The organism is Paenibacillus sp. NPDC057967 (assembly GCF_042887015.1).
Lineage (GTDB): Bacteria > Bacillota > Bacilli > Paenibacillales > Paenibacillaceae > Pristimantibacillus.
On the sequence record NZ_JBHVQB010000006.1, the window covers coordinates 247,893 to 261,790 of the forward strand.

Annotated in this window: 6 protein-coding genes; 5 read left to right on the forward strand and 1 reads right to left on the reverse strand. The window is 49.4% G+C overall.

The features are described 5' to 3' along the window. The first annotated feature begins 445 nt into the window (after positions 1-445). The 3 genes from ACFVSO_RS17395 to ACFVSO_RS17405 all read left to right on the forward strand — a co-directional run bounded on the left by ACFVSO_RS17395 (position 446) and on the right by ACFVSO_RS17405 (position 10,655). Positions 446-6,205: a X2-like carbohydrate binding domain-containing protein gene (locus ACFVSO_RS17395; protein ID WP_387475768.1), complete on the forward strand. Its 5,760-nt coding sequence runs from the start codon at positions 446-448 to the stop codon at positions 6,203-6,205. Positions 6,206-6,568: 363 nt separating this feature from the next. Then, positions 6,569-9,556, forward strand: a complete 2,988-nt coding sequence (locus ACFVSO_RS17400; protein ID WP_387475771.1) for an ATP-binding protein — start codon at positions 6,569-6,571, stop codon at positions 9,554-9,556. Continuing rightward, positions 9,549-10,655 carry a BTAD domain-containing putative transcriptional regulator gene (locus ACFVSO_RS17405; RefSeq protein ID WP_387475774.1) on the forward strand — a complete coding sequence of 369 codons (1,107 nt, stop codon included), beginning with the start codon at positions 9,549-9,551 and terminating at the stop codon, positions 10,653-10,655. Before ACFVSO_RS17400 ends, ACFVSO_RS17405 begins: the two co-directional genes overlap by 8 nt. 70 nt (positions 10,656-10,725) lie before the next feature. On the opposite strand, the gene ACFVSO_RS17410 is transcribed toward ACFVSO_RS17405, so the two are convergent. Next, positions 10,726-12,180 (reverse strand): MFS transporter, encoded by a 1,455-nt coding sequence (locus ACFVSO_RS17410; protein ID WP_387475777.1) that lies wholly within the window; start codon positions 12,178-12,180, stop codon positions 10,726-10,728. 259 nt (positions 12,181-12,439) lie between these two features. Here ACFVSO_RS17410 and ACFVSO_RS17415 point away from each other — a divergent pair, with 259 nt between their 5' ends. Both ACFVSO_RS17415 and ACFVSO_RS17420 read left to right on the forward strand, forming a co-directional pair. Further along, positions 12,440-12,937 (forward strand): RNA polymerase sigma factor, encoded by a 498-nt coding sequence (locus ACFVSO_RS17415; RefSeq protein WP_387475780.1) that lies wholly within the window; start codon positions 12,440-12,442, stop codon positions 12,935-12,937. Next, a complete protein-coding gene (locus ACFVSO_RS17420) occupies positions 12,930-13,892 on the forward strand; it encodes a hypothetical protein (protein WP_387475782.1) in 963 nt (320 codons plus the stop codon). Before ACFVSO_RS17415 ends, ACFVSO_RS17420 begins: the two co-directional genes overlap by 8 nt. Positions 13,893-13,898: the final 6 nt, after the last annotated feature.

Consider the following 13,898-nt stretch of genomic DNA (forward strand, 5'->3'; position numbering starts at 1 on the left):
TTTTTGTTTATAGGCAATTGGTATGATTTTGTCGATTGATAATATTTGTTGTCGAAAAACAGGACGATTGACTTGCATCTAAGGGAGGCTCTGGATCAGACAACTTTTTGGTACAAGCAAGAAGCATCGAACTATGATCATAAAGGAGAGGGTACGCGTGCGTTTAGCAACGAGGAAAGCAATGGCTGCTGTGTTGGCCTGTGCTTTAATCTTGAATTTATTAACTCTAATCAATCCCGGAATGGAGAGGGCAGGTGCAGCACCTGCACCGCTTTGGGAGAAGTTAAGCTCGCAAAGTCTTGCATCGATTGCTTATGGCAATGGAATTTATGTAGGGATAACCACGGATAGTACTAACCCTAAAATCGTAAGGTCCACAGACTTGGTGAATTGGGAAGAACAGATTATCCCCAACCACACGAAGCGTTTTAAGGCGGTTAAATTTGTGAATGGACAATTTGTTATCGTCAACTATTATAATAGTGCTTCTTTGATCGGCGCAACTTTCTTGTATTCGACGGACGGAGTACATTGGACGAGAGCAACCGCAAGTGAGGCTCCACAATTTAATGTTTATTCAATTACTCATGGAGGCGGCAAGTATGTAGCTGGCACTTCCCACGGTCAGATGATTACATCGGAGAATGGTATCTCATGGACTTCTGCCGTGAAACATATGGGTGTTGTTAATCAGTTGCAATATATTAACGGACACTTTGTTGCAGTGGGATTTGGTGATGAAGTAAGCCCTGGACATGGAAAATCAACGATCTTAACGTCTGTTAATGGAGTGACTTGGCAAAAAACGCCGATGGGCAATCTTACGTCGAGCATGGCTGCTGCTTTGAATTCCATAGCCAGTGATGGCCAGACGATTGTAACAGGCGGTTTTACGGGAGTATACCGCTTGGCTGCAGATAATCTGAATCAGCCAAACTTAACGACGCAGAAAGTAGACGGATTTGATTATAATTACTCTATTAATAATATGGTGTATACCCAAAATGATGGCGGGTTGTTTATTATAGTTGGATCAAACGGAAATATTCGCACATCGCCAGATTCATTCACTTGGACGAATGAGTCTATAAATGGAGCCAATGCAGAGTTTAACGATGTTATTGAAGCCGGAAATTCCGTGGTTGCGGTTGGTTCGATTGGCGTATACAAGAGACTCGGACAAGAGATGGATTCCGAGCTGACGCCGAATTCGGGCAGCTTTGATAAAAATATAGATCAACAAGCCGACGTTACGACGACAATAACGCTGAAAGGGAATACACTATTCAACATCTTTGAGAATAGTTCCAAATTAAAGGTAGATAGAGACTATACCATCTCGGCAGCAGGCGACGAGGTTGTCCTCAAGAAGGAGTACCTGGCTAAACTGCCAGTCGGAACTGCAACCCTGACATTCAAGTTCACAGGCGGAGCAGATCAGACATTTGGAATTACGGTAACAGATTCTACTCCAATGAACAGCGGGCTCAACCCGACTCAAGCGAACTTTGATAAGAATATTTCAGCGCAGTCGGACATTACTACGACGATGTCGCTACACGGCAATACATTAAGTGACATCACGAATGACGGCGAAGAGCTGGAGCTAGATACGGATTATACAGTCTTGGGCAATACCGTAACGATTAAGAAAGAATATCTGGCTCAGCTGCCGGTAGGGGCAGCGATTCTGATGTTTGAATTCAACGCGGGAGCTGATGTGGCGATGGTGATCATGATTAATGATACAACGCCTCAGAACAGCGCGATCAGCCCGACAATAGCGAGCTTCGATAAGAACGCATCGGCACAGTCCGATGTCACGGCAACGCTCACGCTGAACGGCAATACGATATTTAACATCTTCACAGATAACTACAAGCTGCAACTGAATAAGGACTACACCATCTCGGCATCAGGCGACGAGGTTGTCCTGAAGAAGGAGTACTTGGCTACTCTACCAGTCGGAACCGCAACCCTGACATTCAAGTTCACAGGCGGAGCTGACCAGACGATGGTCATTACGATCAGCGACTCAAAGCCAAACAACAGCACAATCAACCCGACAACAGCGAGCTTCGATAAAAACGCATCGGCTCAGTCCGATGTTACGGCAACGCTCACGCTGAACGGCAATACGGTATTCAACATCTTTGCAGATAACTACAAGCTGCAACTGAATAAGGACTACACCATCTCGGCATCAGGCGACGAGGTCGTCCTGAAGAAGGAGTATTTAGCTACTTTACCAGTCGGAACGGCAACACTGACATTCAAGTTCACAGACGGTGCCGATCAGTCGATGACGATTACAGTCAGCGACACAACGCCACAGAACAGTGCGGTCAGTCCGGCAACAGCAAGCTTCGATAAGAATGCATCAGCGCAATCGGATATTACGGCAGCATTGACGCTGAACGGCAATAGGTTCTTTAACATCTATAAGGACTCACGCAAGCTGCGACTGGATACAGACTATACCGTCTCAGCAGCAGGCGACGAGATTGTCCTCAAAAAAGAATATCTGGCTACTCTGCCAGTCGGAACGGCGACACTGTCATTCACTTTCACACGCGGAGCCGACCAGTCGATGGTGATTACAATCAGCGATTCTACATCATACGATAGCGCAGTCAGTCCGACCACGGGCAAATTTGATAAACATATTGAGGAACAAGTCGATGTAACGACGACAATAACGCTGAACGGCAACACGCTATTTAACATTTTTGAAGATAACTACAAGCTGCAACTGGATAAGGACTATACGATTTCAGCAGCAGGAGATGAGGTTGTCCTCAAGAAAGAGTATTTAGCTACTCTACCAGTCGGAACCGCAACACTGACATTCAAGTTCACCGGAGGAGCCGATCAGTCGATGACGATTACAGTCAGCGACACAATGCCGCAGAACAGTGCGGTCAGCCCGGCAACAGCAAGCTTTGATAAGAATGCATCAGGGCAGTCGGATATTACGGCAGCATTGACGCTGAACGGCAATAGGTTCTTTAACATCTATAAGGACTCGCGCAAGCTGCGACTGGATACAGACTATACCGTCTCAGCAGCAGGCGACGAGATTGTCCTCAAAAAAGAATATCTGGCTACTCTGCCAGTCGGAACCGCAACACTGACATTCAAGTTCACAGACGGTGACGATCAGTCGATGACGATTACAATCAGCGATTCTACATCATACGATAGCGCAGTCAGTCCGACCACGGGCAAATTTGATAAACATATTGAGGAACAAGTCGATGTAACGACGACAATAACGCTGAACGGCAACACGCTATTTAACATTTTTGAAGGTAACTACAAGCTGCAACTGGAAACGGACTACACCATCTCTGCAGCAGGCGACGAGGTTATCCTTAAAAAAGCGTACCTAGCTACTCTGCCAGTGGGAACCACAACACTGACATTCAAGTTCTCTGGCGGAAATGATCAGTTGATGGTGATTACAGTCAGCGACTCGACGTCTAACGACAGCGCAGTCAGCCCGGCAACAGCGAGCTTCGATAAGAACGCATCTGCACAGTCGGATATTACAGCAGCATTGACGCTGAATGGCAATACGTTCTTTAACATTTTTGAAGGTAACTACAAGCTGCAACTGGATAAGGACTATACAATTTCAGTAGCAGGCGATGAGGTTATTCTTAAGAAAGAGTACTTGGCTACTTTGCTAGTTGGAACTGTAACGCTAACATTCAAGTTCACAGGCGGAGCCGATCAAATGATGGTGGTTACTGTAAGCGACTCGACTTCAAACGATAGCGCAGTAAGCCCGGCAACAGCGAGCTTCGATAAGAACGCATCGGCACAGTCCGATGTCACGGCATCGCTCACGTTGAACGGCAATACGATATTCAACATCTTTGCAGATAACTACAAGCTGCAACTGAATAAGGACTACACCATCTCGGCATCAGGCGACGAGGTTGTCCTGAAGAAGGAGTACTTGGCAACTCTGCCAGTCGGAACCGCGAGTCTGACATTCAAGTTCACAGGCGGAGCTGACCAGACGATGGTCATTACGGTCAGCGACTCAACGCAGAACAATAGTGCAGTCAGCCCAACAACAGCGAGCTTTGATAAAGAAGCATCGGTACAATCCAATGTCACCACGACGCTGACTTTGAATGGCAACATGCTAGATGATATTACGTATAACGGTCAGGCACTGGCGCTGGACACGGACTACACGGTATCGGGCAACACCGTAACGATTAAGAAAGAGTATCTGGCTACTCTGCCAGTCGGTACAGCTATACTGACGTTCCAATTCAGCGCTGGGACCGATCAAGCGTTGACGATCACAGTAAGCGATTCAACGCCAAACAATAGCACAATCAGCCCATCCGCAGCGAGCTTCGACAAGAAGGCTTACGCACAAGCGGATGTAAGCACAACGCTGACGCTGAACGGCAATGAGCTGACCCGCATTACGCATGGCGGACAAGAGCTGGAGCTGGATACAGACTACACCGTAACGGGCAACACGGTGACGATTAAGAAGGACTATTTGGCCGTACAGCTGAACGGCATCGCCACGCTGGTCTTCCAATTCAGTGCAGGTTCCGATCATGCTCTGACCATTACGATCAGCGACTCGACGCCAAGCAACAGCGAGATCAATCCACCAACGGCAACCTTCGATAAGAAGACGTCTGCGCAAAAGGATGTAGCTGCAACGCTGACGCTGAATGGCAACACGCTAAGCGGTATTGAGCAAGGCGCCAAGGCGCTGGAGCTGACTAAGGATTATACGGTATCAGGCGATACGGTCACGATTAAAAAATCTTTCTTGGCCGCTCTGCCAGTCGGAACAACGACGCTGACCTTCCAGTTCAGTGCAGGCTCCGACCAGACGATGACGATTTCAATCGTCAATACGACACCATCCAGCCCGCCAAGCAGTGGAGGCAACGAACCGGCGCAGCCTGAGCCGAATAATGCTGCGAATATTTATGTGAATGGACAAGTCATCAGCGCAGGAACGGCGAAGGAAGGCACACGCAATAACCAAAGCGTGCTGACCATTATTGTTGATCAGGACAAGCTGGCTGAGAGATTGGCTAGCGAAGGGCAAAATCCGGTCATCACCATTCAGATGAGCTCCAAATCCGACATCTCCGTTGGTCAATTGACCGGCAGTATGGTGAAGGATATGGAGAACAGGAATGCCACGCTGGAGCTTAAGACGGACAAAGCAAGCTACTTCCTGCCTGCAGGCCAAATCGATATCGATAGCATTCAAAGACAGCTGGGCAGCTCCGTATCCTTGCAGGATGTCATTATTCATATCGAGATGGCCGTGCCTGTACAAGCGATGGGAAGTGTCGTAGAGAACGCTGCTAAGCAAGGCGAATTTACGATAGTTGCAGCTCCGATCGACTTTACAGTCAGTGCAAGCTATCAAGATCGCACAGTTGAGGTAACCCAGTTCAACGTTTATGTGCAACGCCAGATTGCGCTTCCTGAAGGAATCCTGCGCGGCGGCATCACAACAGGCATTATAGTTGATCCGGACGGAAGCGTACGCCATGTGCCAACTAAAGTCATTTTGGTGAACGGACAATATTTTGCTCAAATTAATAGTTTGACGAACAGCACCTATGCAGTGGTATGGCATCCGGTCGAGTTCGCAGATGTAGCGGGTCACTGGGCGAAGGATGCCATTAATGATATGGGTTCTCGCATGATCGTGGATGGAAAGGGCAATGGCAGCTTCCAACCGAATCAAGAGATGACTCGTGCTGAGTTTGCCGCCATTCTCGTTCGCGGGCTTGGTCTGAAGCCGGTGAGCGGACAAGCGCCTTTCTCGGATGTGAATCAAAAGGATTGGTATCAGAGTGCGGTAGCTACAGCATATGAGTATCAATTGATTAGCGGTTTTGAAGACGGTACGTTCAGACCTAATGACAAGCTGACGCGCCAGCAAGCGATTGTCATGATCGCCAAGGCGATGAAGCTTACGCAATTGAAAGAGAAGCTGCCTGAACAAGCGACAGACGAACTGCTTCGGACATTTGGGCTTTCGGATATGTCCGAATGGGCGAAGCAAAGCATTGCGGACTGCATCCAGGCTGGTATCGTAGTAGGCAAGAGCGGCTCGGAGCTTGCGCTGCAAGCCAGCATTACTCGCGCTGAAGTTGCCGTTATGATTCAGCGGCTGCTGGAGAACTCCGATCTTATTTAATAGCACAAAAGCGATAGAGCAAGCTCAGCTCGATCACCAGAGGTGATCGGGCTGATTTTTTAAACTCTGCAAATATTTGCTAGTGAGCATCCCGTGCTGCCGAGAAAATTCTTTTCCTCTTATTCATAGATCAATATAATAACGATAGTGGCAGTGAAAGCAATTTCACAAATGGACTGCTGCATACCTGCACTGGCCGTAAGCCGAGACCTGGTGAAGCTGGCATCGAAAGGGGCATCAGCGGTGTTGAGAAGAGTTTTAATGATTTGCTTCATTGGTATTATAGCTATTGCATTAATTCCACTATCGATATATTTAGATAACGGTAATCGGACGGACGGCCCGGAAGTTCGCCAAGGGGTAATGGATTTATCGGATTGGTCCTATGAAGACAAAGGTAGAATCAAACTGGATGGCGAATGGGAGTTTTATTGGAATCGGCTGCTGACGCCAGCAGACTTCCAGTCTGCCGAATCGGAGCTGCCACCGGATCGCATCTATATGAAGGTGCCGTCCACATGGAACGGTACCGACTATCAAGGCAGCCCACTGCCTGCATATGGCTCCGCTACCTATCGGGCTGTGCTAAGGAATGTGCCTGAGGCCGGAATCTATGCGATCAAGAAGACGAATATCCGGTTCTCTAGCGAAATCTATGTGAATGGGCAGCGTCTGTTGGAGGACGGTGCCACGGCAAGCAAGCAAGTGGATTATAAGCCGGGCAATGTCCCGAAGTTTGGCCTATTTGCAGCAGGGCAAGGAGAAATTGAAATTATCGTACAGGTCTCCAATTATGATTACATTAACGGAGGCATTCCGCTCTCGATCTACTTCGGCGAGCAGACAGCGATGGTTGCTTATGAAGAGAAGACGCTAATGCGGGAGTTCAGCATTCTTGCCATACTAGGCACGCTTGCGCTCATCTATCTCATTTGCTTTTTCGCCGCATTTATCTTTCATAGACGGGATTATTCCTTGTTGGCCTTTGCATTCATTTGCATGTTGTTCGCCATCTACCACGGCTTGATCGGTGAGAGGCCGCTATTGCAATTTTTGCCGGACCTGTCGTTTCAGGTGTTATATAAATGGAAGGACATCATATCTACCGCTTGCTTTATCATACTGGCTGTCATCTTTTATCAGCTGCAGAAGAGTATCGCATCCTTAAAGCTAACGCAAGCGATTACGGCGGTTTTAGGCTGTTTTATCCTCTTGATCGCGATTTTGCCGATCCACACCTATACGACCATTCAGGTATATGTCGTCATGATCTATGAATTTATGCTGATCTGGATGCTGGTCAAGGTAGCGGGACTTTATATCAGAAGCGACCCAAGAGAGCGGCTCAAGTCCTTGCTGTGGTACGTTGCGATATTGACGATTAACCTCTATTCGTTGGACATTATATTGCAAGCTGTGTCTTGGAAGGAAGATCTGTGGCTTGGTCAGTTCTATATTGTATTTTTTAATCTTATTATGATTGGTCTCATTGTACTCCGGTTCTTCGAGGCGTATCACACGATTAACGCCATGAAAAATCAATTGGTGCAATTGGATAAAATCAAAGATGACTTCCTATCCGATACGTCCCATGAGCTGAAGACGCCGCTGAATGCGATCGTTAGCATCACGGATACGCTGCTGAAAGGGGCGGAGGGACCCATGAACGAGGGGCAGGCCCGCAATCTCGCCATTGTGATGGGCAGCGGCCGAAGATTAACCTTGCTGGTCAACGAACTACTCGATTACTCCAAGCTGAAGCATGGGGATATCGTATTGTACCGCAGTTCTATTGATCTGGCGGCGGCTGTCGATTCGGTCATTCGCATTCACTCTTTTCTGCTGGCAGGAAAGACGATTGCGCTGGTCAATTCGGTAGATGCAACGATGGCGTCCGTCTATGCGGACGGCAACCGGCTTCAGCAAATCTTGCATAATTTGATCGGGAACGCCATTAAGTTTACGAATCAAGGTTATGTGGAAATTAGCGCTGTCGTCAGCGGAAATCAGGTCGAGGTTCGGGTGCGCGACTCCGGCATCGGGATTGCGGAGCATATGCAGAGCAAAATATTTGAGGCGTTCGAGCAAGCCTCCGACCAGATCCCTTCTCCGGAAGCAGGAACGGGCCTTGGATTAAGTATTACGAAGAAGCTGGTTGAATTGCATGGCGGTACTATTCGTGTCGAATCCGTTCCGGACCACGGCTCCGTATTCTCGTTCACATTGCCGCTGGCTGTCACCAAAACAGCCAGAAATCAATTGGAAGCGGCAGCAGCCAGACCAGAAGCCGGTATTCGACACCCGGAATATCCGCTGTATGTGGAGGGAGAAATCGACGAGACCATTCTCGTGGTAGATGATGATTTCGCTAATCTGCAATCTATGATCAATCTCTTGAAGCTGGAAGGCTACTCCTTTGTTGTCGTGAATCGAGGGGAAATGGCGCTTCAGGAAATTTCGAAGCGGGACTTCTTCCTGGTGCTGCTCGATATCTCTATGCCGGATATGACGGGATATGAGGTGCTTCAGCGAATCAGGGAACGATTCTCCATCTTCGAGCTGCCGGTCTTAATGCTAACGGCCAAGAACAGGGTAAGTGAAATGAAGGTGTCGATGGAGAACGGCGCCAATGATTTTGTCGGGAAACCATTCGAAGCGGAGGAGCTGATGGCGCGTGTCAGAAGCTTGACCCGATTGAAGGCGTCGATGATAAATGCGAAGGATGCGGAAATGGCCTTCCTGCGCTCCCAGATCAAGCCGCATTTTCTATACAACGCCTTGAATGCCATTGCAGAGCTATGCGTGGACGAGCCTGAGCGGGCGGAGCAGCTGACGCTTCATCTCTCACAATATTTGCGAAGCAGCTTCGACTTTAAGCATTTGGATTCGTTAACGACGCTGGATAGCGAGCTGAAGCTGGTTGAGGCCTATGTTCATATCGAGCAAGCTCGATTCGGCGACAGGCTGCAGGTGGTATATGAGGTGAAAGCCAATACGATGATTCTCATTCCGCCGCTTATCTTACAACCGCTGGTGGAGAACGCGATACGTCACGGGCTGATGTCCAATCTGGCGGGCGGCAAGGTTGTAATTACGATTACTGAAGTGAATGGAACGGTCAGGTTCCAGGTGGAGGACGACGGCTGCGGGATGAGCGAGCATAAGCTTGAGGAGACATTAAGGGCGGACGGAGAACGCAGAGGCGTCGGATTGTGGAACATCGACAGGCGCATTAAGTTGATATATGGACAGCGCATTGAAATTAGCAGCCAGGAAGGGGCCGGGACGAAGGTTGCTTTCCAAATCCCGGCAAAGCTGCGTAGGCAGATCGGAGAGATGAGGCATGCTTAGAGCGATTATAGTGGATGACGAGCCGTTGTCGGTCAAACGGTTAAACCGAATATTATCGGAGAGCGGAACGGTAGATGTGTACGGTACATTTCTGAGCCCGCTGGATGCTTGCGATTTCGCCAGAGAGCATCCGCTCGATATCGCCTTTTTGGATATATCGATGCCCGAGATTGACGGCATGTCCTTATCCGAAAGACTGAGGGAGCATCATCCGGCCATTCATATTGTATTTGTGACTGGCTTCGATGAATATGCCGTTCAAGCCTTTGAATTGAACGCGCTTGATTATGTGATGAAGCCAGTAACCGCAGAGCGTGTAGCGCGCACGCTGGATCGTATTCAGAGCAGGCCTGTCGCGTTGGTACCTGAACCGCTCTTTGCGGTCCGTGTATTCGACGGCTTACGGTTGTTCCGCCAGGACGAAGAACGAATTCTGCTAAAGCTGAGAAGCCCCAAAACAGAAGAACTGCTTGCCTTTCTCATCTATAGAGGGAAAGTGAGCCGCGAAGAAATTATTGATACGTTGTGGAGCGGGCTTGAGCCGGAGAAAGCGCATAAAAATCTCAATTCGACCTTGTATTACATACGTAAGGCCATTAGTGAAGCACGGCTGGACAATCCGATTAAAACCTATCGCAAAGAAATCTGGATTGAAGAGAAGCATATGACATGCGACCTGTACAGGTTTAACCGTCTGGTCAAGCAAATCAGGCAGAGCCAAGAGGCAAGCGTGCTTCGATTAATCGAGCAGGCGAAGGAGTTATATACAGGGTCATTCCTGAACGGCAAAGGATACGAGTGGGCCGACGCTTACGGCAGGCAGCTCGAACGCGAGTTCATTCAGTTGTTGGAGTTGGCGGGGAAAATTCATCTGGAGCGCGAGGAGCGGAAATCGGCTTTGCATTATTTTGAGGCCATTCTGCAGATTGATCCGCTGCGGGAGGATATTAGCCTGGAGGCAGTCAGACTGTATATCGCAATCGGAAGAATGAACGAGGCGATTCGCTATTATCATGATTTGGAGCAATTGCTTCAGCAGGAACTGGGAACACAGCCCGATCCCCGTATTGAAGAGGCGATCCGTATTGGAACCCGATGAAGGCATATAGATAAAGAAGACTCCAAAGCTGCTGTTACAGCGGCTTTGGAGTCTTCTTTGCAGAGGGCGCTTATTGGCTTAGCGCATGCTCTTTGCGTCTGCTGACGAGGACGACAACAGCGAATAGCAGCAGCACTGCACCGGTGAAGAGGAAGCCCTGGCTTTCGTCGAAGGGCAGCCAGCCCAGCAGCGAAGAACCGGCAACCACGCCAAGCGAGAAGAAGGCGTAGAAGTAGCCGTAAGCTTTGCCCCGAAGCTCCGCCGGTGTCGCCCGGATAAGCATCGTATTGATCGACGGGAACAGGAAGGCGAAGCCGACCCCGTACAGGCCCAGTACGGCGTAGAGCGCCCAAGTCGTGTCAGATTGGCTGATCAGCAGCTGGCTGACGCCCATCAGCCCGATGCCCAGCGCCATCGTCAGCGACGGAGCGACACGGTCGAATATGCGGTTCGTCGGGAGGACGAAGATGAGAACTGCTATGATGCCGAAGGCGCTCATCAAAGTTCCGCTCAATCTGGAATCATAGCCTAGCGATTGCACATGAAGCGGCAGCAGGTAGGCAATAACGCCTTGCGAGAACATCAGAAAGAAAGCCCCGCCATATGCCTTCATCACAGCGATATTCAGGAACGGACCTGTTGTCGCGGACTCGTCCTTTTCTTTCTTCACGATCTTGTACTTGCCAAGGAAGATAGCCGACAGCACGGCCAGGGCCAGTCCCATCATCGCGACGCAGGTGAAGACGAACGGAACGGATGTTTTGCTCGCCATAATGCCGCTGAAGGCTGGACCGATAATCGCGGCAAGTCCGACGAATGTGCCGGTAAAGGCAACCTTCTTCCCTTGCTCGTTCTGAACCGTCGTGTTCGCTGAGAACGTGAAGGCGGCGGGCACGATCAAGCCCGCGACAAAGCCGTGGATGATACGGACGACGATAAGCCAGCCAGGCTGCTCAACAAAGTGATACAGCAGCAAGGCGCCGCTTGATAAGACAAGGCCGGCCATTAGAAGCTTGAACGGTCCGATCTTGTCGGTCATGATGCCAGAGAGTATATTGCCTAACGTATTGGACAGGGAATAAAGTCCGATGACGAATCCGACGATAAACGAGCTGGCGCCGATGGAGGCGGCGAAGGTGCTCATGACCGGCAGCTGCGCGAACAGATCGAAGAAAGAGAAAAAGACGATGCTGTATACGAGCAGGGCGTAGTTGAACGGTTTAACCGCATATTTCACTTGCGCCTTCTTAAGCTGCCAGTCCAGTACAAAGTTGCCGAAAGGAATAAAAGCGACGAGGAGCGCTGCAGCGGACCATAGCAGATTCCATCTGACCCGCAGGGCAGCGTAGAGGATGGCAAGCGCATATAGGCTGAAAATCCCCCCATGAATGCTGCCGACGATCGTGACAGCCTTATCCATCCCCCCTATATATTTGAGTGGCATCGCGATGCCAAGCAAGACTAATAGCGACAGGCCGTCGAATAGTCCGGTAATGCGAAGTAGACGTATTGGGTGTGCTTTCACTTCGGTAGGCTCCTAGTATCATGATGGGTGTCCATTATTGCTGACTCTATTCTATCACTTTATAATGATAGGTTTGCATGGAAAGATGAACAAATCGGTAGAATTGACGGCAGGATGGAATCGCCCAGCCAAATCATACCACTGCATCGCCGTTTGGGTTGTTTTACAATAGACAAATGCGACTCCTGAAAATTTTTTTTAAATCAATCGAACATTTTGCCTATCTCAATTGTGTTACTAGTAAAGGGGGGACAGCAGCATGGAGGATGCCTTGCAGCGTACGGGCAAGGATATCACTCAAATCTACAATTGTCATGCAGATACGATATACAAGGTCTGTTTCATGATGTTAAAAAATGTGGTTGATGCGGAAGAAGCAACACAGACTGTCTTCTTAAAGCTGATGAGATCCGACAAGACGTTCCAAGACACCGAGCATGAGAAGGCTTGGCTTATTGTGACTGCCCGCAATCATTGCAAAAATATGCTTAGACATTGGTGGAGACGACTGCGCGTCACACTGGAAGAAAGCGATCAGAAGCAGTTATCCGAGGAAATCAGGCACGACGATCTGTTAGATGAAGTGCTATCCCTTCCTGAGAAATACCGTTTGCCGATTTACTTGCATTATTATGAGGGATACAGCACGAAGGAAATAGCAGATATGCTCTCTATAAAAGAACCGACCATTCGCACTCGGCTACATACGGGCAGGAAACTACTGAAGCTGTCGATAGGTGGTGAGCGATATGAATAAGAAGGAATTAATCGCCCGCATGTCGAGGCTAGGCCCGACCAAGACGCAGAAGGAGCGCATGCTAAGCCGCATTCTCGGCCAGGAAGCACGAAGGAACCCCCCTTTGAGGCGAAGTGTCAAAATCGCCATTCCTGCCATAGGCTGCGCGGTGCTGTCGCTTGCGCTCGTCTTTCCGGTCTTCTTCAAGGCTGACCCGGCTATTCCGTCGCTTACGGCGCTTCAGCAAGCCCAGCCATCGCCATTTACCGTTACGCCGCGGCATATGCCGCTTTCCGTATCGCTTGGTCCGCCGAAGATGATGAACTATAACGGGTACCGTTATACGTTTCTGAATGACGGTGCTCCATACGATCTGGCGGACAGGATGCCGGAGGCGAAAGACAAGCTGGGATCGTTAATATACGATTTGAAGTCCGATATGGAGAATGGCGGCAAGGACGGGTACGCCGTGCTGGATTACGCGACAACCTATCTGCTTGGCGGAGAGGTCTATCCGCTTCCGGGGTATGAACCTGGTTTCCGGTTGGCTGTGAAGCATGAGGGCCGCTATTATATTGCCCAGTTGTCCGGCAGAACGGATAACGGCATCATCCCGGCCCGTGAATATACGGAAGCTGCGGAGCTGGCACGACTGACCAAAGAAATTGACATCATGAATCACATCGGCAGTGTGCAGCTGCATGCGCTCGACCGGAAGAAGGACGTTCGGAAGTGGATTGAGATGTTTAGCCAAAGCGAACCGGCGGTTAATAGAGATAGAGAAGCTGATGAGCAGTGGGCCAAAGCCCAGTCCGAAGGGAAATCCTATCTGGCTAAGCTTCACTTGAAGGACGGCACGGCGATTGACCTGTTTGTTGTCCCGGAACTGGGAATGGCCTCGCTAGGTGACAATCGTTACATCTTGCCGGAATCGTTCAAGGAAGCTTACGCCGATTTATTCCATAACCCAACATGAAAGGGA

What these genes read in the sequence shown, in the direction of transcription:
- ACFVSO_RS17400 (WP_387475771.1), top strand. Translation starts at nt 6,569, where the DNA reads ATGGATTTATCGGATTGGTCCTATGAAGACAAAGGTAGAATCAAACTG.
- ACFVSO_RS17405 (WP_387475774.1), top strand. Translation starts at nt 9,549, where the DNA reads ATGCTTAGAGCGATTATAGTGGATGACGAGCCGTTGTCGGTCAAACGG.
- ACFVSO_RS17415 (WP_387475780.1), top strand. Translation starts at nt 12,440, where the DNA reads ATGGAGGATGCCTTGCAGCGTACGGGCAAGGATATCACTCAAATCTAC.
- ACFVSO_RS17420 (WP_387475782.1), top strand. Translation starts at nt 12,930, where the DNA reads ATGAATAAGAAGGAATTAATCGCCCGCATGTCGAGGCTAGGCCCGACC.